The 25,054-nt window shown below is 35.3% G+C and carries 24 protein-coding genes; 10 read left to right on the top strand and 14 right to left on the bottom strand.

What is annotated here, in order from left to right:
- Positions 1-103 precede the first annotated feature (103 nt).
- Together RM520_RS03555 and RM520_RS03550 are read left to right on the top strand one after the other, a co-directional pair.
- Positions 104-1,822 (top strand): GMC family oxidoreductase, encoded by a 1,719-nt coding sequence (locus tag RM520_RS03555; protein ID WP_311384330.1) that lies wholly within the window; start codon positions 104-106, stop codon positions 1,820-1,822.
- Positions 1,822-2,475, top strand: coding sequence for a gluconate 2-dehydrogenase subunit 3 family protein (locus RM520_RS03550; protein WP_311384329.1), 654 nt, complete (start codon positions 1,822-1,824; stop codon positions 2,473-2,475). The genes RM520_RS03555 and RM520_RS03550 overlap by 1 nt, the downstream gene beginning before the upstream one ends.
- A gap of 73 nt (positions 2,476-2,548) precedes the next feature.
- Here RM520_RS03550 and RM520_RS03545 read toward each other — a convergent pair whose 3' ends face one another.
- Both RM520_RS03545 and RM520_RS03540 read right to left on the bottom strand, forming a co-directional pair.
- Positions 2,549-5,026, bottom strand: coding sequence for a ribonucleoside-diphosphate reductase subunit alpha (locus RM520_RS03545; protein WP_311386999.1), 2,478 nt, complete (start codon positions 5,024-5,026; stop codon positions 2,549-2,551).
- 101 nt (positions 5,027-5,127) lie between these two features.
- Positions 5,128-6,114 (bottom strand): ribonucleotide-diphosphate reductase subunit beta, encoded by a 987-nt coding sequence (locus tag RM520_RS03540; protein ID WP_311384327.1) that lies wholly within the window; start codon positions 6,112-6,114, stop codon positions 5,128-5,130.
- A gap of 827 nt (positions 6,115-6,941) precedes the next feature.
- On the opposite strand from RM520_RS03540, the gene RM520_RS03535 reads away from it, so the two are divergent.
- Complete coding sequence (locus RM520_RS03535) at positions 6,942-7,676, top strand: LytR/AlgR family response regulator transcription factor (RefSeq protein WP_311384326.1); 735 nt, start codon at positions 6,942-6,944, stop codon at positions 7,674-7,676.
- 66 nt (positions 7,677-7,742) lie between these two features.
- Complete coding sequence (locus tag RM520_RS03530; RefSeq protein ID WP_311386998.1) at positions 7,743-9,653, top strand: tetratricopeptide repeat-containing sensor histidine kinase; 1,911 nt, start codon at positions 7,743-7,745, stop codon at positions 9,651-9,653.
- On the opposite strand, the gene RM520_RS03525 is transcribed toward RM520_RS03530, so the two are convergent.
- The gene (locus RM520_RS03525) at positions 9,643-10,218 is read right to left on the bottom strand and encodes a DUF3109 family protein (protein WP_311384324.1); all 576 of its coding nucleotides are present in this window, start codon (positions 10,216-10,218) and stop codon (positions 9,643-9,645) included. The genes RM520_RS03530 and RM520_RS03525 overlap by 11 nt on opposite strands.
- A 93-nt stretch (positions 10,219-10,311) precedes the next feature.
- Between RM520_RS03525 and RM520_RS03520 the strand changes: the two genes are divergently transcribed.
- A complete protein-coding gene (locus RM520_RS03520) occupies positions 10,312-10,884 on the top strand; it encodes a MarC family protein (protein ID WP_311384323.1) in 573 nt (190 codons plus the stop codon).
- 11 nt (positions 10,885-10,895) lie between these two features.
- Complete coding sequence (locus RM520_RS03515; protein WP_311386997.1) at positions 10,896-11,099, top strand: hypothetical protein; 204 nt, start codon at positions 10,896-10,898, stop codon at positions 11,097-11,099.
- Here the strand turns inward: RM520_RS03515 and RM520_RS03510 are convergent.
- The 4 genes from RM520_RS03510 to RM520_RS03495 form a co-directional block, all read right to left on the bottom strand.
- Positions 11,096-12,721 carry a S41 family peptidase gene (locus RM520_RS03510; RefSeq protein ID WP_311384321.1) on the bottom strand — a complete coding sequence of 542 codons (1,626 nt, stop codon included), beginning with the start codon at positions 12,719-12,721 and terminating at the stop codon, positions 11,096-11,098. The two genes, RM520_RS03515 and RM520_RS03510, sit on opposite strands and share 4 nt — an antisense overlap.
- A gap of 14 nt (positions 12,722-12,735) precedes the next feature.
- Positions 12,736-13,173: a deoxycytidylate deaminase gene (locus RM520_RS03505; protein WP_311384320.1), complete on the bottom strand. Its 438-nt coding sequence runs from the start codon at positions 13,171-13,173 to the stop codon at positions 12,736-12,738.
- An 81-nt stretch (positions 13,174-13,254) separates the two neighbouring features.
- Complete coding sequence (locus tag RM520_RS03500) at positions 13,255-13,839, bottom strand: HupE/UreJ family protein (RefSeq protein ID WP_311384319.1); 585 nt, start codon at positions 13,837-13,839, stop codon at positions 13,255-13,257.
- Between the two features lie 41 nt (positions 13,840-13,880).
- A complete protein-coding gene (locus tag RM520_RS03495) occupies positions 13,881-14,621 on the bottom strand; it encodes a TerB family tellurite resistance protein (RefSeq protein WP_311384318.1) in 741 nt (246 codons plus the stop codon).
- Between the two features lie 122 nt (positions 14,622-14,743).
- Between RM520_RS03495 and RM520_RS03490 the strand changes: the two genes are divergently transcribed.
- The 4 genes from RM520_RS03490 to RM520_RS03475 all read left to right on the top strand — a co-directional run bounded on the left by RM520_RS03490 (position 14,744) and on the right by RM520_RS03475 (position 18,117).
- On the top strand, positions 14,744-15,154 hold the full coding sequence (locus RM520_RS03490; protein ID WP_311384317.1) for a BrxA/BrxB family bacilliredoxin: 411 nt from the start codon (positions 14,744-14,746) through the stop codon (positions 15,152-15,154).
- An 89-nt stretch (positions 15,155-15,243) separates the two neighbouring features.
- Positions 15,244-15,984 carry a lysophospholipid acyltransferase family protein gene (locus tag RM520_RS03485; RefSeq protein ID WP_311384316.1) on the top strand — a complete coding sequence of 247 codons (741 nt, stop codon included), beginning with the start codon at positions 15,244-15,246 and terminating at the stop codon, positions 15,982-15,984.
- On the top strand, positions 15,971-16,630 hold the full coding sequence (locus RM520_RS03480; protein ID WP_311384315.1) for an HD domain-containing protein: 660 nt from the start codon (positions 15,971-15,973) through the stop codon (positions 16,628-16,630). Before RM520_RS03485 ends, RM520_RS03480 begins: the two co-directional genes overlap by 14 nt.
- Positions 16,631-16,692: 62 nt before the next feature.
- On the top strand, positions 16,693-18,117 hold the full coding sequence (locus RM520_RS03475) for a Gfo/Idh/MocA family protein (RefSeq protein WP_311386996.1): 1,425 nt from the start codon (positions 16,693-16,695) through the stop codon (positions 18,115-18,117).
- On the opposite strand, the gene RM520_RS03470 is transcribed toward RM520_RS03475, so the two are convergent.
- The 7 genes from RM520_RS03470 to RM520_RS03440 all read right to left on the bottom strand — a co-directional run bounded on the left by RM520_RS03470 (position 18,114) and on the right by RM520_RS03440 (position 24,906).
- Positions 18,114-19,187: a PA0069 family radical SAM protein gene (locus RM520_RS03470; RefSeq protein ID WP_311386995.1), complete on the bottom strand. Its 1,074-nt coding sequence runs from the start codon at positions 19,185-19,187 to the stop codon at positions 18,114-18,116. The genes RM520_RS03475 and RM520_RS03470 overlap by 4 nt on opposite strands.
- A gap of 79 nt (positions 19,188-19,266) precedes the next feature.
- On the bottom strand, positions 19,267-19,710 hold the full coding sequence (locus RM520_RS03465) for an META domain-containing protein (RefSeq protein ID WP_311384312.1): 444 nt from the start codon (positions 19,708-19,710) through the stop codon (positions 19,267-19,269).
- A 13-nt stretch (positions 19,711-19,723) separates the two neighbouring features.
- Positions 19,724-21,277: a hypothetical protein gene (locus RM520_RS03460; protein ID WP_311386994.1), complete on the bottom strand. Its 1,554-nt coding sequence runs from the start codon at positions 21,275-21,277 to the stop codon at positions 19,724-19,726.
- A 23-nt stretch (positions 21,278-21,300) separates the two neighbouring features.
- Positions 21,301-22,083 (bottom strand): enoyl-CoA hydratase/isomerase family protein, encoded by a 783-nt coding sequence (locus RM520_RS03455; protein WP_311386993.1) that lies wholly within the window; start codon positions 22,081-22,083, stop codon positions 21,301-21,303.
- A 60-nt stretch (positions 22,084-22,143) separates the two neighbouring features.
- Positions 22,144-22,641, bottom strand: coding sequence for a hypothetical protein (locus tag RM520_RS03450; protein WP_311386992.1), 498 nt, complete (start codon positions 22,639-22,641; stop codon positions 22,144-22,146).
- A 137-nt stretch (positions 22,642-22,778) separates the two neighbouring features.
- Positions 22,779-24,185 (bottom strand): sensor histidine kinase, encoded by a 1,407-nt coding sequence (locus tag RM520_RS03445; protein ID WP_311386991.1) that lies wholly within the window; start codon positions 24,183-24,185, stop codon positions 22,779-22,781.
- A 172-nt stretch (positions 24,186-24,357) separates the two neighbouring features.
- Entirely contained in the window at positions 24,358-24,906 is a 549-nt protein-coding gene (locus tag RM520_RS03440; RefSeq protein WP_311386990.1) for a CopD family protein, read from the bottom strand.
- Positions 24,907-25,054: the final 148 nt, after the last annotated feature.

Genomic DNA, 25,054 nt, shown 5'->3' with positions numbered 1-25,054 from the left:
TACGATAACGTTGTAGTGTCAAATTCTCAATAAACACAAGGATTAAATGTAGAAAATTAATTTAATATTTAATACATTTATGGAATAAACAATTCACGAATACATGAGTAAATTCTATTACAATGAAGAACAAGAATCGTATGATGCGATTGTTGTAGGAACAGGTATAAGTGGTGGATGGGCTGCTAAGGAATTATGTGAGAATGGGTTAAAAACGTTGATTTTAGAACGTGGTCGAATGGTCAAACATCGAGAAGACTACCCAACGGCAAATTTAGATACATGGGATTTTCCAAATGCGAGACAACCAACACAGGAAGATATAGCTAAACAAGAAAAGCAAAACAGAACGGGTTATACTACTAGAGCTGATTCGAAACACTGGTTTGTAAATGATTTAGAACATCCTTATAATGAAACTAAGCGATTTGATTGGATGCGTGGTTATCACGTTGGTGGTCGTTCCATTATGTGGGGTCGTCATAGTTATCGTTGGAGTGACTTAGATTTTGAGGCTAACAAAAAAGACGGACACGGTGTCGATTGGCCAGTACGCTACAAAGATATTGCCCCTTGGTATGATAAGGTAGAATCGTTCATAGGTGTTTCTGGAGAATTACTAGGCCTTTCACAATTACCAGACGGTCAATTTGAACCAATGATGCCACTAAATTGTTTAGAAGATCATGTTAGAGTTAAAGTTGCCGAACATTTTAATGGTCGTGTAATTACTGCTGGTCGAGTTGCTCACATTACTAGTGATAAGAAATTTGAAGGTGATGGCCGTTCAAAATGTATGTATCGTAATAGATGTATTAGAGGATGTCCTTTTGGGTCATATTTTAGTAGTGTTTCTTCAACTTTGCCTGTTGCCGAGCGCACAGGTAATTTAACATTAAGACCAGATTCTATTGTTCACGAAGTTATTTATGATGCCAAAACCAAAAAGGCTACTGGTGTAAAAGTTATTGATAGAGTCACAAAAGAAACCTTTGAATTTAATGCTAAAGTTATTTTCTTATGTGCCTCTGCAATTGCATCTACAGCTATTTTAATGCAATCAAAATCAGATCGCTTTAAAAATGGTCTTGGTAATGATTCTGACCAACTAGGCAGAAATATTATGGACCACCATTTGGGCGTTGGCGCTAGTGGTAAATTTGATGGTTTTGAAGACAAATACTATAAAGGTAGAAAGGCAAACGGAGTTTATATTCCAAGATTTAAAAACTTAGGAGGTGATTCTGATACCAAAGATTTTCTCAGAGGTTATGGTTATCAAGGTGGTGCCAGACGGGGAAATTGGGAAGACGCAATTGCCGAAACATCATTTGGTAAAGATTACAAAGATGCTGTAATGAAACCTGGTGGTTGGACTTTTGGTATTGGTGGATTTGGTGAAGTACTTCCTTATGAAGAAAACCGAATGACTTTGGATTATGATAATCTTGACCAATGGGGATTACCAACAGTAACTTTTGATGCAGAATTCAAAGAAAACGAATGGAAGATGCGAGAAGATATGAAAAAACAAGCAGTTGAAATGCTTGAAAAGGCCGGTCTTCGTGATGTAGAACCTTATGATAACCCAGGAGCTTTAGGCTTAGGTATTCATGAGATGGGGACTGCCCGTATGGGTCGTGACCCTAAAACATCTGTATTAAATGAATACAATCAAATTCATGCTTGTAAAAATGTTTACGTTACAGATGGGGCCTTTATGACCTCAGCTGCATGTGTTAATCCATCACTAACTTATATGGCCTTTACGGCAAGAGCGGCAAACCATGCTGCCCAAGAACTTAAAAAAGCAAATATCTAATGGAAAGAAGATCAGCACTTAAAAATATAGGAATGGTATTCGGCTATGCCGTAGCCACACCGACAATTATAAGCTTAGCGCAAAGTTGTAAAGAAAAAATGCCTTATGCCGAGTGGATTCCTTCATTTTTTGAAAAAGATAAAGGTTATGCTTTAGCACAAATGATAGATGTGATTTTGCCAAGAACTGATACTCCTTCAGCAACTGATGTGAATGTTCATGTTTTTATTGATGAATTCGCTAAATCGGTATTACCTGAAGAACAGCAAGGTTTCATGACTATGGTGATGGATACTTTTATGAACAAAGTATTAACTGGTGCTGGTAAAGAAAGTTTAGCAGACATTGAAGGAATTGATTTTGAACCCCTTCTTGGTAAATATTTGGCTAAAAGGTCTGACGAGGACGAAGAAGCTCAAGAAGAAATGATTGGTGAATATATGGAAGCCATGATGAAAGGTGAATCAGCAGAATTAGATGAAGAAGTTGCTTGCTTTACTTTTGCTACTAATGTAAGAGATATGGCTACTTGGGGCTATAAATCATCTGAGTACGTTGGTGAAGAAGTTTTGGCTTATTTACCTGTTCCTGGTGAATATATTGCTTGTGGTGATTTAGATGAATTAAGTGGAGGCAAGGCTTGGTCGCTATAAACCTAATTTAAATAATAAAGAAAAAACCCTTTTCTAAAGAAAAGGGTTTTTTTATGAAATAAACACTATTACACTATGATCCGCACATCAGACAATCATCATCTGCTTGCCCTTCTTTAGCTCGTGCGATCATTTCTTTCATTTCAGCTGCTGTCATTGGCTGAATGTCCGACTCCGTTTTTTGCTCCGGTGTCGGATTAACGTTTAAATTCTCTGCTGTCGCTGGTGTCGCAGCAACTACTTCTGCTTCCGCAGCAACACTAACAGGCACTTCTTTTTTCTTAGTATTATCAAGAGTAAACTTGATAGCATCTACGGCCGCTTTTGTTCTTAAATAATACATACCAGTTTTTAAACCACTCTTCCAGGCATAGAAATGCATTGAGGTCAGTTTAGCATAATTAGCATTCTCCATGAATAAGTTCAAAGACTGACTTTGGTCAATAAAGTATCCTCTATGACGGCTCATATCAATGATATCTTTCATGCTTAACTCCCAAACCGTTTTATACAATTCTCGAATATCCTCAGGAATAGTATCGATATGTTGTATGGAACCATTAGCTCGCATTAATTCTTGTTTTAAACTCTCATTCCACAACCCAAGGCGCACTAAATCTTCAAGAAGGTGTTTGTTAACCACAATAAACTCTCCTGAAAGTACCCGTCTTGTATAGATATTTGAAGTGTAAGGCTCAAAACACTCATTATTACCTAATATTTGAGATGTTGATGCTGTTGGCATCGGAGCAACTAGTAAAGAATTTCTAACCCCATTCTTTTTAACCTCTTTTCTAAGTTTAGCCCAATCCCATCTGCCTGATAATTCTTCATCTTTTACTCCCCATAGATTGTGCTGAAAATCACCCTGAGCTATTGGCGAACCTTCATAAGAAGAATAAGGGCCTTCTATTTTAGCCTGTTCCATTGATGCTGTTACCGCGGCGAAATAAAGCGTTTCAAAAATTTCTTGGTTCAGTTTTTTAGCCTCGTCACTAGTGAAAGGTAATCTGAGCATGATAAAGGCATCAGCCAAACCTTGAACTCCTAAACCTATTGGCCTGTGGCGCATATTAGAATTTTCAGCTTCTTTGACCGGATAATAATTTCTATCAATAACCTTATTCAAATTCTTTGTAACCCTTTTAGTTACCTTAAAAAGCTCCTTGTGGTCAAATTGACCATCTTTAATAAACATTGGTAGCGCAATGGAGGCAAGATTACAAACAGCCACCTCATCAGGTGAGGTGTATTCCAAAATCTCAGTACAAAGGTTTGACGAACGTATGGTACCTAGATTTTTCTGATTGCTCTTTCTATTTGCAGCATCTTTATACAGCATGTAAGGAGTTCCAGTTTCAATTTGCGATTCTAAAATCTTCTCCCATAGCTCACGAGCTTTTACTGTTTTTCTTCCTTTACCAGCAGATTCATACTTTAAATACAAGGCTTCAAATTCGTCACTATGCGTAGAGAATAAATTAGGGCACTCATTTGGGCACATTAAAGTCCATTCCGCATCTGATTCTACTCTTTTCATGAATAAATCAGGAATCCACATAGCATAAAACAAATCACGTGCCCGCATCTCTTCTTTTCCATGATTTTTTTTCAAATCAAGAAAATCATAAATATCAGCATGCCATGGTTCTACATAAATAGCAAAACTTCCTTTTCTTTTTCCTCCACCTTGATCAACATATCTTGCCGTATCGTTGAATACTCTAAGCATGGGCACAATACCATTTGAAGTACCATTAGTGCCTGCTATATACGAGCCAGTCGCACGAACATTATGAATAGACAATCCAATACCACCAGCAGACTGAGAAATTTTTGCGGTTTGTTTTAATGTGTCATATATACCATCAATACTGTCTTCTTTCATTGCTAAAAGAAAACAAGAAGACATCTGAGGTTTCGGTGTTCCGGAATTAAAAAGTGTTGGCGTAGCATGAGTAAAATACTTTTTAGACATCAACTCATATGTTTCCACTGCCGAATCTAAATCGTTCAAATGTATACCAACAGCAACGCGCATTAACATGTGTTGAGGTCGCTCTGCAATTTTTCCATTTATCTTTAAGAGATAAGAACGCTCTAATGTTTTAAAACCAAAGTAATCGTAACCGAAATCACGGTTATAAATAATGGTAGAGTCTAATTTATCGGCGTTCTTAGAAATGACTTCATATACCTCATCAGACAATAATGGAGCTTTTTTACCTGTTCTTGGATTTACATACTTATATAAGTCTTCCATTGTTTCAGAAAAAGACTTTTTAGTGTTCTTATGTAAATTAGAAACGGAAATACGTGCCGCTAACTTGGCAAAATCAGGATGCGTAGTTGTCATAGTTGCAGCAATCTCTGCGGCGAGGTTATCAAGTTCTGATGTAGTCACTCCATCATATAAACCTTCAATAACTCTTACAGCAACCTTAACTGGATCCACTAAACTATTAAGACCGTAACAAAGTTTTCTTACCCTTGCTGTAATCTTATCAAACATCATTGGCTCCTTTTTTCCATCTCGTTTTACTACAAACATGTGTTCCGTATTTTAGGTGACTAATTAATTTTTAATAGATACTGTTCTCACTATAGATTTTGAATATTTATCGTCTTTCTAAAAGGGGCAAAAAGAAAGCGTTAAAAATCAGCATCGAAGCTTATTTTATGAGCGTCTGTATCTTTATCATTATTCAAAACTCCCGCTTTTTGATATTCAGAAACACGTTTCTCAAAAAAATTAGTTTTTCCTTGTAAAGAAATCATATCCATAAAATCAAAAGGATTGGAAGCATTATAAACTTTATCGCATTCCAATTCAACCAACAAACGATCTGTAACAAACTCTAAATATTGCGTCATCAATTTAGAGTTCATGCCAATTAAACTAACCGGTAAAGACTCTGTTATAAACTCGCGTTCAATATCAAGGGCATTTACCAAAATTTCTGTTATTCGTTCTTTCGGCACTTTATTAATTAAGTGCTTGTTATGTAAGTGAACAGCATAATCGCAATGCATCCCTTCATCTCTAGAAATCAATTCATTCGAAAATGTTAAGCCAGGCATGATACCTCTTTTCTTAAGCCAGAAAATGGAACAGAATGCTCCTGAGAAGAAAATACCCTCAACCGCAGCAAAAGCAATTAAACGTTCTGCAAAACTTGGAGAATCTATCCACTTTAAGGCCCAATCTGCCTTTTTTCTGATTGCTGGAAAATTTTCAAGTGCCTTAAATAAAATTCCTTTTTCTTTTTCTTCTTTAACATAAGTATCTATAAGTAACGAATAGGTTTCAGAATGAATATTTTCCATCATTATCTGAAATCCGTAAAAAAACTTTGCTTCAGCATACTGCACTTCATTTACAAAATTTTCAGCAAGATTTTCATTAACAATACCATCTGAGGCGGCAAAAAAGGCTAAAATATGTTTGATGAAATAACGCTCATCATCATTGAGTTTTCCATTCCAGTCGGTTAGGTCTTGGTGAAGGTCAATTTCTTCTGCAGTCCAAAAGCACGCCTCACATTTTTTATACCACTCCCACAAATCATGATGCTTGATAGGAAAAATAACAAAGCGATCTTCATTTTCTTGCAAAATAGGTTCAATAGCAGAGGACATAGAGTTCAGAGTTTAAATTTTTAATATTCGGAATTGATATTACCTTTTGGCTGGGACTAACAAAGATTCAAAAATGTGAGCAAACCATAAAGTTTGTTTGAGTTATTACGTCTCAAAGTTTTTAACACAGGTTGTTGAAATGTAGGTTGATAAGTGATGTTCATTAGCCTTTTGTACAAGCGATGAGTTTCTGCTAATAATCAACAAAAAAAATACAATAAAAAAAGACCAAAAAGTATGATTTTACAATACCTTTTGGTCTATAATTTTACCACCAAACCGTACGGCCGGGTCAATAGATTATCATTTTCGTCTAGGTAGTTCCCCCGAAACCTATTTCAAAAAATCAAAACAATCTTGACCAAACACTTTTTAATTCACATACTTTTAGCATGTTGGTTGGCCGTACGCTGGTTGGTAGTTAATTCATTTATTCTGCTATGATAGAAACTAACCTTTCACCTTCCATTGTCTCAGCTTTTTCTGTGACTACCGCCAATACTAAGGTCATCAACAGAGCAATAAACAAAATCAAACTTTTCTTCATTTTACTAAAGCTGTATACTTATCTCCTCGAAGATAATTGGTGACCTTCCTTTTGTATAATCTCTTTGTGTAAATGGTAGCAAAAGATGTATAAATGGACTTCAAAAAAATTCAATTATGTCTTTAAAATCACCTAAATATAATAATGTAGTCTATATCCTACAAATTAAAGCTACATGCTAAATGACCATTTATAATCGATTACTACCCATCAGCACAAATTCGCAATCATCCCATATATATTAATAGTAATTTCACCTATTATTGAATATCTTTTTACCATGTTAGAAGCAGTTCTTGTTGATGATGAATCAAAAGCTCTTGAGAGTTTAAGTTGGGAGCTTAGCAACCTGAGCGATGAGGTCAAGGTGATCGCATCATTTACTGATGCCTACAAGGCACTCGATTATTTAGAAAAAAACACTCCTGATTGTCTTTTCTTGGATATTGAAATGCCCTCTATGGATGGCTTTCAATTTATTAAAAGCCTAAGAAATAAAAACTTTCCTGTTGTTATTACAACGGCCTACAATCAATATGCTTTAAAAGCATTGAAAAATGAGGCTATTGATTATCTCTTAAAACCTATAGACAGCGATGATTTAAACGATACCATCATCAAGGTCAAAAAGTACAATAGTAAAAACTACACCGCAGATCGGTTAGAACGTATTTTAATTAATTTCAATTCAAAATCTATCAAAAAGAAAATCACCATCAACACTGATGGCAAGTTATTATTTTTAGAAAGCGAAGAAATTTTATATGTTGAATCCGATGGCAATTACAGTACTTTGTTTTTAGAAGACGGTCAAAAAATATTATTGACCAAAAAATTAAAAGAAGTTAACCAAATTTTGCCGCAAGAATCTTTTTTTAGAATTCATAATTCATTCGTAGTCAACTTAGGAAAGATAAAAGAATTTCTTAAAACTGACGGTTATGTGATTTTGAGCACGAATCATAAAATTCCTGTTTCTAGGCAAAAGAAATCTGATTTCTTAGATTTACTTTAATCTTTTTGAATGCTAAAAACCAAAAAAACCTTATTGGTAAAATCCACTGTCAAAAAAATAAGTTTCATGATGAGCCTTATTTTTTTTGCTTTGGGATATTTTGGTTTTTCACAGACAGAAGAGCAAGTTTTATCAAAAGAAGTTGAAGAACTTTTATTAGTAGCGCCAAAGACTTATCTAAAAATTAATAAGGCTTTAAAACCTTATCGAAGAGATACCATTGCCTTAAATAGATTCATTCAAAGTGCATTAGAAAATAATTACCAAGCAGGTTATACTTATGCCCTTAATCAAAAGGGTACGGTATATAGAAATTTATCTGAATTCAAACGTGCAATTGCGCTGCATCAAGAGGCACTAGTGCTTTCAGAAGAAATTGAAAACAAAGAATTTATTGTTCTAAGCTTAAATATGCTTGGAGTGGTTTACAGAAGAATGGATGCCATCAAAACTGCTCTTGACTATCATCATCGGGCTTTAGAGCTTGCCGAAATTATTGAAAATCCATCTGTTCATATTAAGCGCCATATTAATATTTCGTTTAATTCTATTGGTAATTTATATCACACCCTGGGTCAATACGATTTGGCGATAACTCAATTTAAAAAGGCACTTGAACTTGAAGGAGCACTGAATAATAAATTGGGTTTAGCTATTAATAATCAAAATATTGGTGAAGCTAACGAACAAAAAGGTCAGCTTGATATCGCCTTAGATTATTATAGAAAATCGCTTGCCTTAAATGATGAAATTAATAACAAATTCGGACAGGTACTTTGTAAAAATAGTATTGCGCAGGTTTATTTAAAACAAGATATGCCAAGTGCTGCCTTGGTGCTGCTTCAAACTTTAAAAGAACCTGCAACAAACCTTGGAGACAAATTTCTTCTATCTTCTGTCTTAATCAATCTTGGTTGGGCCGAATTGGATTCTGGGACCATATCTGAAGCTGAGAAAAATATAGTTAAAGGAAGAAAATTAGCTTCAGCGAGCAACATGCCGAGCTTAGTAATGTATGCCGATTTGCACCTTTCTGATCTTGAAGAAAAAAGGGAAAATTTTAGTAAAGCATTAGAATATCAAAAAGAGGCCAAGAAAATTTATAAAGAGATTACGAATGATAGAAACCTCAGTTATGTTAATGATTTAATACTCAAATATCAGAGCGACAGAAAGAATAGTCAAATCTCAGAATTGGCTCAAGAGAATGAATTAGTAAAATCAAGATTGAGAAAAAATCAAACTACAATTTTGGTAAGTACCCTTATAATTGGTCTTATCGGAACCATTCTGTTTATTATGTACAGACAATCACAATCCAATTATGAGAAACGAGTTTTAGGCTTAGAACAACACATGTTGAGAAGTCAAATGAATCCTCATTTTCTTTTCAATTCATTAAATTCTATCAAACTTTATATCATCAATAATGATAAAAAAAATGCAGTTCATTATCTGAATAAATTCTCCAAATTAGTACGCCGCATTCTAGAAGGTTCTGCATTAAAAGAAACACAATTATCAGAAGAATTAGAAACGGCCGAGCTTTATCTTAATATTGAAAATATTAGATTTTCAGATGAAATTGAATACTCCATAGAAGTGGCAGACGATATAAATGCCGAACAAGTTAAAATACCATCATTGGTTCTTCAGCCATTTTTAGAAAACGCTATATGGCATGGTTTATCTTCAAAAGAAGCTAACAAGAAAATTTGGGTGATTGTAGCCAAAAAAGATAGTATTCATTTGCAAATCAGTATTATAGACAATGGTGTTGGAAGAAAAGTTTCTGAAGAGATAAAAGAGAATAGAGTACTGAAGAGAAACTCAGTTGGTATTGATATCACAAAAGAGCGTTTGGCTAATTTTGCTAAGGACTATCAAAATGACTTTAGTATTGATATTATAGATTTGTTTAACGAAGAAGGCAATTCTAGGGGAACCAAAATCATCTTAGAAATACCTATGGTCTAGAATTTAGTTCTTCCGCCACCTTCTCCAATTCAGAGTACCATTTTTCCCCAAATTTTCTGGTCAATGCTTCCTTTACAAATTTATAAATCGGCACTTTTAATTCTTGTCCAAGACTGCAGGCCGGATCACATATTTCCCATTTATGATAATTTACCGCTGTGAACTCGGTATACTCTCGTGTTCGTATTGGATACAAGTGGCATGAAACAGGTTTTTTCCAAGTGGTTGCTCCTTGATTATAAGCTTCTTCTAGACCGCATTTTGCTACCCCCTTTTCAGAAAAAATAACATAAGCGCACTCACTTTTATTTACTAAAGGTGTCTCCCATTCGCCATCTTCACCTTTTACAAATGCACCTTGCTCTTCAATGGCCTTAATACCTTCTGGTGTTAAATATGGTTTTACATCAGCAAAAATATCGACCAAAATTTCAGTTTCAGCATCCTCTAATGGTGCTCCTGATTCACCGTCAACACAGCACGCACCTTTACATGCATTTAGGTTACAAACAAAATCATTCTCTATTATTTCCTCGGAAATAAGGGTATTTTCAATTTGAAACATGTCACCATTTTACAAGAACAAATTTAATAATCCATTTTGTAATCCAAGAAACACTTTCTAACGTAGATTTACACATAATTTAAATGGTAAGCGATGAATTTTGACTTCAAAGAGATTGCAACAGCAAGCATGGTGCTTTTTGCTGTAATTGATATTTTAGGTAGTATCCCAATCATTATTTCATTAAGAAACAAAGTTGGTCATATACAGTCTGAAAAGGCCTCTATTGTGGCTGCATGCCTAATGATTGCTTTTCTATTTGTTGGGGAACGTATTTTAAATCTTATTGGTATTGATGTAAATTCTTTTGCTGTCGCGGGGGCCTTTGTTATTTTCTTTCTGGCAATTGAAATGATTTTAGGCATAACCCTATACAAAGACGAAGAACCTGAAAGCGCCTCTGTTGTCCCTATTGCTTTTCCATTAATAGCTGGAGCAGGTACCTTGACTTCAATTTTAGCATTAAGAGCAGAGTATTATGTAGAAAATATAATTGTCGCTATTCTCATCAACATCGTTTTTGTTTATTTCGTATTAAAGTCCTCAAAAAAAATAGAACGCATTTTAAGTAAAAATGGATTGAGCGTATTGCGAAAAGTTTTTGGCGTAATTTTGCTAGCAATAGCGGTAAAATTATTCGCTGCCAACATAAATCAGTTATTTTAACTTAAAGTATTATGAATAAGACTTTTGTAATTGTTTTAGTTATTCTTGCCTTGGCCCTCGCCATCTATAATATCACCTTACTTGATTTCAATAATTTATTTGAAGGTGAAAGTTTAATTGCATGTATTGGAGTATTAGCCTCTTTTTGTGCAATTGTCATACTCTTGATTTTCAATACTTCAAGAAAAATATCAGAAAAACTGAAGGATAATTAATCTTTGGATTGAATTAAGGATTCCTCCATTACCTTCATAACTTCTGCATCTAAATCTAGGATTTTTTTCAGCATAATGTCATGTTCACTTTTTATCTGTGAACTAAGATTTGGTGAATACAATTGCTCTGCGATGTTAGCTTTAATGTAGGTTTTAATTTTCTCTTCATTTCCGTAAAAATCTAATTTCAGATTTCTATTTAATAAATAATCAATAAATCTTTCAAAAATGATATCGTCAACTCTGTATTCTTCAATGAATTCGTGTTTTGGGTAGTTCAAGAACCTGGTTCTATCCTGCTCTAAAAATCGAAAGACAAAATCTGATAAATATCCTGATGAATCTAAACTCTCAATGCGTTCTTGATCAAGTGAACCAATAGGGACAAAGACATCAGGTATAATACCTCCTCCACCATAGACTACTTTGCCTTTAGGGGTTGTGAATTTTAAAGAATCAGCTACTTTTATACTATCAACTGAAATTAATTCACCACTACTATAACGTTCCATGAATTTTTGGTAGTAGTCTTTATGACCCTTGTCATAAGATTTTTGAATTGAACGGCCTGTTGGCGTGTAGTATCTAGATACTGTTAACCTCACTGCTGAACCATCACCTAAATCCATTTCTCGCTGCACTAATCCTTTCCCAAATGATCGTCGCCCAACTATTGTACCAATATCGTTATCCTGTAAGGCCCCAGCTATAATTTCACTAGCTGAAGCAGAGCGTTCATTTATAAGCACATAAACAGGATTGTCTTCAAAACTTCCGCGATCTGTAGCGTAGGCTTTATTTACTTTCCCTTTTTTGTTTTTAGTAAACAAAATTAATTTCCCGTCCTTTAAAAACTCGTCGGCCATTTTTTCGGCTATCCCTAAGTATCCACCCGGGTTATCCCTTAAATCAAGAACCAATTTTTTTGCTCCTTTTTTACGAAGTTCTAATAAAGCAGTTTTAAATTCTCTGAATGTAGATTCTGCGAATCGGTTGATGCTTAAATATCCTAAATCATTGGTCAGCATGAAGTGCGCATCAACACTTTTGATTGGCACAATGTCTCTCTTTATGGTTACATCAAATATGCTATTTTCAGATTTGCGGTATATCTTTAGATTTACCTTGGTCCCTTCTTTACCTTTTAAACGTTCAACCAATTTTGAATTAGGAATGCGTTTACCAAATAGCGTGTCATTATCTGCTAATAAAATTTTATCCCCAGCACGCAAACCCTTTTTATAACTGGGACCATCTTTTATGGTTCTAACAACAGTTAGTGTATCTCCAAACCTATTGAACCGAATACCAATACCAACAAAGTCACCTTTCATATTCTCAGAGACAGCTTCCATCTCATCTTTAGAGATATAAACCGAATGCGGGTCAAGCTTACCTAAAATATTATTTACAGTCAGGTCAACAATACTATCGGTGTCAATTTCATCTACATATTCATAGTCGATATAATCTATAAGTCTGTTTAACTTATCTTTTTTTGAGTTCGTTGAGAATAATTTTTCAGGGCTATCATTAAAGTGTAGTTTACCTCCAATAAAAATGCCCAGTGCTACGGCAAGTGCAAGCAATGTTGGCAATAAATAACTATATTTCTTTTTCATATTGGGGCTTTGGATTATGCCAACTCTTCTAAAATAGGTAAATGCATGGTTTCCACTCCAGCTCGTTCTAAGAAACGAAGCCCAGAATCATCTTTATATGCATTTTGATAGACTACACGCTTTATACCTGATTGGTGAATGAGCTTACTGCATTCTCTGCAAGGTGAAAGTGTAATGTATAGCGTTGCATTCTCACATGATTGGGTCGAAGCCGCAACTTTTAAAATTGCATTGGCCTCAGCATGTAGTACATACCACTTGGTGTAACCCTCTTCATCTTCACAAAAATTTTCAAAACCTGAAGGCGTACCATTGTATCCATCAGAAATAATCATACGATTTTTTACAATGATAGCACCAACTTGCTTACGCTTGCAATAGGATAGCTTGCCCCATTCCTTAGCCATCCGTAAATAGGCCTTATCGTATTTTTCTTGCTTTGCTGATTTCATTATAAAATTTGAGGATAATATTTAAATATACCCGCTTTGTAAGAGACCTACAACGGAATTCTATTAATTTTAACTAATACCCTAATTAGGGAACGTAGCGATTAACATGGGTATTGTAATCAGAAAGATAATAATCGATGTAACACCAATAAAAATAGATTGCTTTACTTTAAAAACTTGTTGAACGATATATGCAAGGACCAAAACCAAAAGAATAATGGTTACCTGAGAAAGCTCAATACCCGTTGCAAAACCTAAAAGTGGGCCCAATTTATGTTCCTCTTCGGCCATGAGCATTTTAAAATAGTTTGAGAATCCAAAACCATGAATCAATCCAAAGAAAGCGGTTGCCAAAGCTTGAAAATAAATTCCTGTTATACTTTCTTCTTTAAAAATTCGTAAAAAATTATATAAAGCTGTTAAAGCTATTGTTACCGGTATTAAAAACTCTATAAGACCTACATCTACAGAAAAAATACCATAGACAGAAAAGGCTAAAGAGGCACAGTGAGCAATAGTAAAAACTGTTGCCAATATGACGACTTGTTTCCAATTTTTAAAAGTAAAAGGTACTGCTAAAGCTGCTAAAAAAAGTATATGGTCATATGCGTCTAAATCAAGGACATGTTGTAAGCCTAATTGAATATAAAACCAAAAATCTTGCATAATATTAGTTAAAAAAAGTTTTAAATCAAGACTAACCAAATTTAGTTCATCCCCCTTTCTTGCTGAATTACCTCATAGGCCTTTTGCACTTCTTTAAACTTTTCTTCAGCACCTTTTTTAATAGCCTCGTTTTCTGTGATTACTTTATCAGGATGATATTTTTTAGCCATATTTCTATACGCTTTTTTCACTTCATCATCCGTTACAGATTTTTCTATTTCTAAAATTTTATAAGCATTATCGGCAGATTTTACGAACATGGCCATAATACTTTCAAAATCAATTCGACCTATTCTTAGGTAACCCGCTAATTCATTTAGCTTATTTATTTCAGCAGAACTTACTTGACCATCAGCTTGCGCAATACCGAACAAGAAATGTAATAATTGTAATCGCACCTCATAACGTGTTCTTTGATTTAGGTATTGACAAATACGCTGGGCAGACACCTCACGTTTTTTAATTACCTCGTTAAATGTTTTAAAAATTGCATTCGCTTTTTCTTTACCATATGTGCTTAAAAAATATTGTCTAACATAGTCTAACTCACGCTGGCTTATTTGACCATCAGCCTTAATTACAATGGAGCAAAGTGATAAAAGATTTAATTCAAAATCCGCAGGTGAAACATTCTGTCGTGTTAAATCTTCAAAAACAGATCTTGGATTTTGCGATTTTCCTCCCATTAAATTATCCAAAAAGCTACCTGCCAAAAAGCCCAGTATCCCTCCAAGTACACCTCTAATAGAAAATCCAATAACGGCTCCCAACCATTTAATCATGCATGAAATTATTTAAATTTCAAAGATAGCGGTTTGTCAAACAATAGGATTGTGAATGCATTGTTAAGTCTTTTAAAAAAAACGACAAAAGCCCTATCTTTGAACATATTAAAAAAAAGACTATGTATCCTGAAGAATTAGTAAAACCTATGAGAAACGACTTAGCAGTTGCTGGGTTTGAAGAATTATATACTAGCGACGCCGTTGAAAACGCTTTAAAACAAGATGGCACCACTTTAGTAGTAGTAAATTCTGTTTGTGGCTGTGCAGCTGCAAACGCAAGACCTGCTGCGAAGTTGAGCCTGCAAAATGCTAAAAAACCAGACCATATTACAACTGTTTTTGCTGGTGTTGATACTGAAGCGGTAAATACGGCTAGAGCTGCAATGGTACCATTTCCTCCTTCATCACCAAGTATGGCTCTTTTTAAAAATGGCGAGTTGGTGCATATGATTGAAAGACATCATATTGAAGGTAGACCGGCTGAAATGATTGCCGAAAACCTAATGGAAGCTTATAACGAACACTGTTAGTAGCTCTTTGCATGCTGCTCTACTTTTGGAGTGATTAAAATCTTAGTAAAAAGCCACTTCTTATTGAAGTGGTTTTTTAGTTTTGCACCATGATGAAACTAATTTCATATCCGATAACCCTAGTTTTCTTTTTCTTCTTCGGTTTAACCCTAGTGATATTTCATCCGATTCAATGGATAGCTTTAAAAGTGTTTGGGTATACTGCACAAAAGCGAACTGTAAGTATTTTAAATTGGTTTTTAATGCGCTCTACTAATATTTTAGGCAGTCGCTATCAATTTGATAACCCGCATAAGATTCCTGGTAATAGGCCACTTATAATAGTCACCAATCATCAGAGTATGTATGATATTCCTCCGATCATATGGTATATGCGTAAACATCATCCCAAGTTTGTCGCTAAAAAAGAATTAGGAAAAGGTATTCCCAGTGTATCTTATAATCTTCGTCATGGCGGTTCCGCTTTAATCGATAGAAAAGACGGTAAACAAGCAATTATGGCTATCGCCAAATTGGGGAGTTATATTGAAGAGCATAACCGGAGTGCCGTTATTTTTCCTGAAGGAACAAGAAGCAGAACGGGAAAACCCAAACCTTTTAAACCCATGGGGCTGAAAATGCTTATGAAAAGAGCTCCTTCGGCCTTAATCGTACCCATTACCATTAATAATTCATGGAAACTTCTTCGATTTGGTCAATTTCCAATGGGATTAGGAGCTTATTTAAAATTTAAAGTGCATGAACCAATTGAAAATATAGGTAACGCCGACGAATTAATTTTAAAGGTTGAACAAACAATTACAAAAGACATTGTTTATGACAACCACTGAGTTAGTTGAGAAAACCATTCACTTTGTAAAAAAAACACTAAAGGGAGCTGAGGGTGGCCATGATTGGTTTCACATTGAACGTGTGTTTAATAACACGCTTTTGATTGCCAAAGAAGAGCGTGTAAACATTTTGGTAGTGAGTTTAGCTGCCCTCTTACACGATATAGCAGATCCTAAATTTCATAAAGGTGATGAAAGCATCGGGCCAAGAATGGCAAAAGACTTTTTGAATTCCATTCAAATTGATGCAGAAACTTGTAAGAATGTAGTGCTTATTATAGAAAATATGTCCTTTAAAAATTCTCTTGAGGAAACAAGTAAAAGTTTTACTTCTAAAGAACTTCAAGTAGTTCAAGATGCGGATCGTTTAGATGCTATTGGGGCAATTGGTATTGCTAGGGCATTCAATTATGGAGGGTTTAAAAATAGGTCGCTTTATGACCCTGAGATATCGCCTAATTTAGATATGTCAAAAGAGGAATACAAGAATTCTTCGGCTCCTACTATCAACCATTTCTATGAAAAGCTCTTGCTATTAAAAGATAAAATGAACACAGCAACTGGCAGAAAAATAGCTGAAGAGCGCCACCAATATATGCTGGGGTATTTAGAACAATTCTATGGCGAGTGGAAGGGTGAACGCTAAAAACGATAGTCTTTAAATTCATCGTTTTTTGTATCTTCAAGGCGTTATCAAATCCAATCAGAATGCAAAGAAGAAAGTTTATTAAAAATGCAGCTGCTTCCACTGCAGCTTTTACCATCGTACCAAGTTTTGTTTTAGGTAAAAATCACGTACCACCAAGTGATACACTTTATGTAGGTGCCTTTGGCGTTGGGGGTCGCGGTAGCGGAGTCATTAGAGGACTTCATGATACGGGCAAGGTTAAATTCGTGGCCCTTTGTGACGTAGATGAAAGAAGAGCAAAGGAAACTTTTGCAGCATTCCCAGATGCCAAAAAATACAAAGATTTTCGAAAGGTTTATGATAAGCATTTAAAAGATATCGATGCCGTAATGGTCGCGACACCCGACCATACTCATGCAACTATTGCGTTACCATTTATGAAAGAGAAAAAGCATGCTTATGTTGAAAAGCCTTTGACTCATAATATTCATGAGGCACGGATGATGACAAGAATCGCAGCAGAAAATGGAATTGTGACCCAGATGGGAAATCAAGGAGCTTCAAGCGATGATAGCCGTATTGCCCGTGAATGGGTAGAAAGTGGTGTTATCGGTAAAGTGCATACCATTGATTGTTGGACCAATAGGCCGGTGTGGCCTCAAGGCGTGCCAATTCCAGTTGAGAAACAAGCTATACCAAAAGAATTGGATTGGGACCTTTGGCTAGGTCCGGCTGCTATGAGAGATTATAACGCAGCCTATTTACCATTTAAATGGAGAGGATGGTGGGATTTTGGTACCGGAGCTCTTGGTGATATGGGATGTCATATTATGGAAACTCCTTTTAGCGTTCTTAATTTGGGCTATCCAACCGAAGCAGAAGCAAGCTGCACCACTGTTTGGGTAGGAGATTTTGTTGAGGCAGATTATAGTCCTTCTTGTCCCCCTTCTTCTAAAATACATTTAAAATTTGAGCACGAACATCATGGCGATATTCAATTGAATTGGTATGATGGCGGATTAAAACCTGACTTGCCAGATGAATTAAAAGACGATGAGACCATCGGTGATGGCGGTGGTGGTACCATTATGTATGGCGATAGAGGTACGCTAATTTTTGATACTTATTCTAGAAATGCTCGTTTTTTACCTTCAGAATTAAAAGATATTTACAAATCTCCTGCCCCAAAATATGCTCGAGTTCCTAATGGTGTTGACGGGCATATTGCCAACTTTGTTGATGGTTGTATGAATGGCACGGAAACCTCATCTAACTTTGCTAAAGCTGGTCCATTGACTGAAACTGTACTTATGGGGAATTTAGCAGTAAAAGCATATCAATATATGGTTTTACAAGATGGTAAAAAAGTTGGTGATTGGGCTCCATATGATTATCCAGGTCGACGAAAGTTACTCTGGGATGGCGACAATATGAAAATCACTAATTATGAAAAAGCTAATGAATGGGTTACAAGAGCATATCGTAAAGGTTGGGAGTTAGGCTAAAAAAGCTTCAATTGTCCATCTTTATATTGCTCATGTAAATCGGTTCTTAGTTTAGGAAAAACCGAGGTAGAAAAATACTTTTTTCTAGCCAATTTTGCCATATCATGTATCTGTTCGGCAATTTTGCCTTCGCCTCGACTACGAATTCCAAACCTGCTATCATTTAGAGTGCCCCCATGGCAATCTTGTATTTGATGAAGTACCTTTTGGGCACTATTAGGCATTGCCTTTTTAATCCAATCTGTGAAAATCTGACCTATAGCTCCATTCAAACGAACGACTGTAAAACCGAAGGATAAGGCTCCATTTTCTGATACTTTTTTTGCCAATGGTAAAAGTTCATGACTATTTATACCCGGAATTATAGGTGCTAACATCGCATTTACTGGCACTCCATTCTCTGATAAAGTTTGAACGGTAACCAATCTCTTTTTAATTGTGGTGGTTCGAGGCTCCAATAATCTTCTCGTTTGTTCTGATAGTGAAGTGATGGACACATTAACTCCTATTAATTGATGTTTTGCAAGTTCTTTAATAATATCTAAATCACGCAGTATAAGCGCATTCTTAGTGATAATACCAACTGGATGTCTATACTTTAAAAACACCTCTAAGCACCTTCTTGTGATTTCAAATTTCTTTTCAGCTGGTTGATAACAATCCGTATTTCCAGACAAAACGATAGTTCTAGCATTCCAACGCTTGCTTTTAAGCTGTTTTTCTAACAATAAATGAGCATCTTTTTTTATCAAAATTTTGCGTTCAAAATCTAACCCAGCGCTAAAGCCCCAAAATTCATGTGTATTTCGCGCATAACAATAGACACAACCATGTTCACAACCTTGATAAGGATTCATGGAATACTCCATTCCAACATCAGGACTTGTAACCTTGTTTACAATTGTTTTCGGAAAAATAGGAATGTACTCCGTTTTATTAGTATCAGATAGCTCACCCTCAATTCTGCAGAACTCTAAAAAATCAGCACGTTTTTCATAAATATGACGCTCAAATCTATTGTGCACATTTTGCTGTGCCCCTCGCCCTTTTAAAAAGTCGTTTTGGTGCAATGAATAGGATTTTTTCCAAATTTATGGATTATATCCTAATTTTAAACATGGCTTTTGTTAAATAACAAAGATGATTTAACTATTCTAAAACCATTTCACCACCATCTCCATAAAACAAAATAAGATTGCCACTATCAAAGCTAAAACCGAACTGTGCAAAGGTCGTATTGGGTACTTGAGCATTTGTGATTGAAGTGTAGAAAGCAGTTCCTAATCTCGTATCAGCCACTTCCGTCGTCTGAAAAGACAACATGGTCATTGTATCTGAAATAGTTTCGTAAGTGCCACTAAATTGGTTTACAGATGTACTCCCTGTAAAATCCCCATTAGCACTAAAGTTAATGACGATATCTTCGTTATCCGGGGCCTGCTGAACCAGAGTAGCATTGGATACCTTAATTGAAACCACACGCCAATTACCAGCCAAAGAAGCTTCACTTGACGAATCATCTGAATCACTACAAGAAATTAGTATTCCTAAAAATAAAATTACAAATACGGGTGCTTTAAAGATTCTTTTCATTTTCATTTTGTTCTTAGTTAAATTCTACTTTGACTAATTGTTTTTTGCTACCTCTTTTAGAGTAAAAAACAAGTTCATTTGCATTAACATCAATAAGTGGTTTAGATACCATTAAGGGTAAACGAGCTTCCTTTGCGTCAATAACTTTTTCGTAATCTAAGGTACCTTTTTCATCAAGCGAAATCAAGAATACGTTTCTGTTTCCTGTAAGCCCTTGTTTAAAAATCAATCGTTCTCCTTTTATTAATTGCGGGTTTTCAGATGCTGTACTAATAAAGAAATAAGTAGCCCCGTCTTTAGTGTATGTGCTATAAGAGGCATAAGCCCCGTCACCTTGAGTAACTTCGGCCTTATTAATATTTCGAGCCCAAATCATATTGCCTTGAATATCCAATTTAGCACTAACTATGTCATTGTAATGAAAACGTTCAACTTGAATTCGTTGTCCTGCTGCCCCACTGCTTTGCATACTAGAGGTAACAAAATACTCCTCAGCGTTAAATAGAATTTCGTTCTGATCCGTCAATTCAACACTTTTAAATACCAAATTATTGATTACTTGTTCATCGTCACGACCAAACTTATCATCCATAAACTGTTGGGTAAATGGACTATATTTTTTGTTTACGATGGAAAGTGAAACTGGATTAAGCTCAAAAAAGGACAGGCCATTATAGCGATTGTCTTTACGATCTGCATAAAAGCCAACACAAAACAGCTTGTTATTATGAATAACTGGATAAAGACCTTCAGAATACTTTCCAGGATTATCAAAAGACTGCGTAGTTGCTATTCCCCCTCCAATCTTTATGAGTTCATATTGAAATTTACGTTCTTCGGCTTTAAAACGGTTCTTTTTGAAATATGCTTTCCCAAGAATGTAAACCTCATTTCCGTTATTAGATAAAGCTATATTTTCAAAAGCATAGTTCTTTTCCTCTACCTCAGATGAGAAATCGTGTGCCCATCGTTTGTTTAAATCATCATCAAAAAGATGAATTGTATGCTTGTTCTCTTTACCCTTTTTATGATGGGTGCTAATCACAAAACCTGTTTTTTCCGGATTGAATAATAAGGTTGTTGAAAAGCCCTTTTTAAAATCCCTGTTGTAATAATTTTTCCCAAAAGCCCCTTCAACAGCAGGAGTGACAAACTTGAGCAATTGTTCTTTTTTAAAATCAAAATTTACCAGGTTGGTGGTATGCGCTTGGTACTCATAGAATCCTCTCTCAAAGTCATAATTGAAAAAAATAAGGCGAAGTTGCCCATTTTTTATAAAGCCATCTACAAATTGAAGACCTCTCAATTTATAATTGAATTCAGAGACCAGTTCTAAATCTTTATTATAATGTTCAATAATATAGCCCTTAGGTTTGAGAATCAAACCTTGAAAATAGGCTCTAACCATCACATAACCTCCATCACCATCGTTATCAATAGTGACCAAGTTGGAATAGCGATATCTGTCGTTTAATTTTTCTCCAAAATCATAAGAAACGGGCATTTTTTGACCAAAAATTGCCAAATTTGCCCAAAAAAGGACTAAAACTAGTAGTATTTGCTTCATTTTTGCAGGTTTGGGTAACCTGACTATGAACCTGGGAAATCTGCTTTTCGTTTTTCTAAAAAGGCGGTTGTACCTTCTTTAAAATCATCTGTGTCAAAGCAAGCGCCAAAGGCTTCAATTTCCGAAGCATAGCCATCGGTATTAAAGCTATAACCAGCATTTACCGCTTTTATTGCCTGAGAAATAGCCACAGAAGAGTTATTCGATATCTTGCTTGCCAACTTCACACATAATGGTAGTAATTCTTCTTGTTCTACCACATAATTAACCAAACCATATTCCAATGCTTTTTCCCCTGAAATCATACCTGCCGTCATTATCATTTCCATAGCTCGTCCTTTACCTACTAGTTCAGGTAAACGCTGAGTTCCACCATAGCCTGGTATAACACCTAAAGAAACCTCAGGTAAACCCATTTTGGCATTAGTGCTGGCAACTCTAAAATGACAAGCCATAGCAAGTTCTAAGCCGCCACCTAAGGCAAATCCGTTCACGGCGGCGATTACTGGTGTTGAAAGATTGGCGACAAAATCAAATAAAAGTGCTTGGCCTTTGGCGGCCAACTTACCACCTTCCTTAACAGAAAAATGAGCGAATTCTGATATATCTGCACCTGCTACAAATGCTTTTTCTCCTGTTCCTGTTATGATAATGACTTTTATACTATCATCATCTTCTAATTCTTTAAAAGCCTCATGCAACTCTTCAATCGTTGCCTTGTTTAGAGCGTTTAGCTTTTTAGGGCGGTCAATGGTTATGGTTGCCAGGTTATTTTCTTCTTCGATATAGATGTTATTGTATTCCATGCGTTGTTTGGTGTTGGTCTTTGGTATAAAACTAGATTGTTAATGCTATTTTTTAAAGATTTAAAACTTAATTTTTCCTCCAAGGGTAAACAACTGTGGTGTGGGAATAAATGATTCTCCAAAAGCACCAATAGTGCTCTTACCTATTTGGGAGTTACTTTTTACCTCTAATAAAAAATTCTCGTCTACATCATATCCAAAACCACTAATTAAGCTGAATCTTTCTGCATTTTTTAAAGGAAATGTAGCATTTTGAAGCCTAATTTCGGCCTCTCCACCAAATAGCACATGAAGTCTCTTTGTTAGATATTGCCTAAAAATCAAAGCACTACGCACTCGATTTTCCATTAAATACGTATCATAAAAACCTTGTAGTTCAACCTCAAGTGATTCATTGATTCCGTATTTGAAAGTCATGCTAGAATGTTGTTCATGTCCAAGAAACAAGGGATATGTAAAAGTTTCAAGACTTCCCTTTGGTTCATTTTCAATTACTTGACCATTGCTTTTAAACATTAATATGAAGAGCGAAACAACTACTAAAGATAATCTAATCATGAGCTAAAGAGGTTTTATATTGACTTTGAATAAATCATTTAGCGAAGTAGAAAGCTACTAATAAATTATTCCAATATTCTTAAAGAAATATCAAGATTTAAAAGAACCAAGTATTAAAATTCAATCGTCAAAAGATATCACTCCTTCGGAAACCTGACCGTGAAAACAGTTCCCTTACCGACTTGTGAAGTAAAATCTATACTCCCTTTATAGTTCTCTACGATGTTTTTAACCATTCCTAAGCCAAGTCCCATTCCGCTCGATTTAGTGGTAAATTTTGGTTCAAAAATTTTGTCTTTGAACTCATCAGCTATTCCAATTCCATTATCGGCAACAGAAATTTTAACGTCTTGTCCTTCAGATGCTACAGTTACTAATATTCTAGGATTTTCAACTTCAGGAACAGCCTGAATGGCATTTTTTACCAAATTAGTCACAATTCTAATCAGTTGTGTACGATCTACTTTTGCAATGAGTTCTTCTTCATCTGAAATAAAATGAATAAATGGCTCATGAAAGATATCTACAGCTAATTTCGAAACCTTGATCACATTCAGTGTTTCTTTCTGTTGTGCTGGCATATCAGCAAAGTTGGAAAACGCCGAAGCAATATTGCTCATCGTATCAATTTGCTGTACCAAGGTTTTAGAAAATTCTTTCAGTTTTATTTCCGCCTTTGGGTCATCAGCATTGAATTTTCGTTCAAAGCTTTGAACTGTCAAACGCATAGGGGTTAGGGGGTTTTTTATCTCATGTGCAACCTGCTTTGCCATCTCACGCCAAGCCTGTTCACGTTCGCTACGAGCTAATTTAGCTGCACTCTCTTCTAATTCATCAATCATTCCGTTATACGAATCAATTAATTTTCCAATTTCTTCTGAAGGATTTTCAATCTCAATCTTTTCGTTTCGTTGATTTAAAGTGGTTTGAACCATTTTATCTGCGACAGTTTGTAGTGATCTTGTAATGTATTTTGAAATGAAATAGGCCAAAACTATAGCCGAAATAAGCATAACCAAATACACGCCTCCTAAGCGATAAAAAAATTCTCGCAGCTCCATATCATTAAAGGAGTTGTCTTCAAAATAGGGAAGATTCATTATCCCTATGGGCTTAAACTTTAGGTCGGTAATGTATTTGTAAGTGGCTTGGTAATTATCCCCAGCCGTACTCTTTTCTTCAATATAGCGCTTATCTGGGCTATTCAATAAATTGTTTAAAACCTCAGCATCTAAGCAGTTTGAAACAGAATCGGCCTCAAAGGCAGGTTTAGAGCTTTTAATAAGTCCTCCGTCCAAATCATAAATATTGAAATTGACATTTTGCACATCGGCAATCTTGTAAATTTCATCTCTAAAAATATGTTCTAGGTTATCTGTGGAAGGTTCATAAGTAGTTTCGCGTAATGCATAACTAATACTTTGTAGAATTTGCTCTTCTTTGCGCTCTAACCTATTTTCATGATAATCTTCAGATTGCTCTTGATATTGGAATAAGGTAACTCCTGCCATCAAAACTGAGGCTATAAGCACCAAAAGAATCATGGTGAAAAATATGCGTGATCTAAGGGATAATTTTTTGAGCAAGACTTGCCTAATTTTGTTTTAAAGTTAGCAATAATCGAACCAAAATAAGTTCAAGCGCAAGAATCAAGTGCAAACTCAAAAACAGGGTCAATAAAATTGAACTTGTCATTGATACTTGACCTTGTATTTTTTAAGCCTTGGGGTTTTTATCTCGGATTCGCTTATACAACCTTATTCCAAGCATTAATAAGATGCCAAGCGTAATAATTCCAACAACTCCATAAATCCAGTTAAAGGTGTCTTTTAAAACTACTAAAAAGACTACTGCAAAAAGAATTATCGTAGTGACCTCATTCCAGATACGCATGAAGTTCGAGGTGTATTTTACATCATCACCTTGCAATTGCTTAAAAATTTGATGAGACTTTAAATGGTATAAAAGCAATAAAAAAACAAAGCCCAGTTTTAAATGCATCCAAGCTTGTTGCAACCAACCTGGCATTAATAACAATAACCAAACAGCAAATAAAATGCATAAAACAGCTGATGGCCAAGTAATGATATACCATAGTCTTTTGGTCATCAATTTTAGCTGCGTCGTCAAAATTTCCTTTTCAGGAGATGGTTTGGCGTGAGCTTCAATATGATTTATAAACAGTCTAGGAATATAGAATAAACCTGCAAACCAAGTGACCACAAAAATGAGGTGTAGCGATTTTATGTAATTGTAATATTCCATTGTTAATTAATGGCAAATTTAGAGCATTTGTAAGAACTAAATCAAATGGAATTGCTTTTTACATAACTTCAACAAGACCCCTCCGCCCTACGGGCACCTCCCCTTGCAAAAAGGGAAGGGTAAATGCAAGCTTTGATTCAATTTTACC

The organism is Croceitalea vernalis, from assembly GCF_031846405.1.
GTDB classification, from domain to species: Bacteria; Bacteroidota; Bacteroidia; order Flavobacteriales; family Flavobacteriaceae; genus Croceitalea; species Croceitalea vernalis.
The sequence above is the reverse complement of the archived record's forward strand: the minus strand, read 5'-3'. Positions and strand labels throughout refer to the sequence as shown.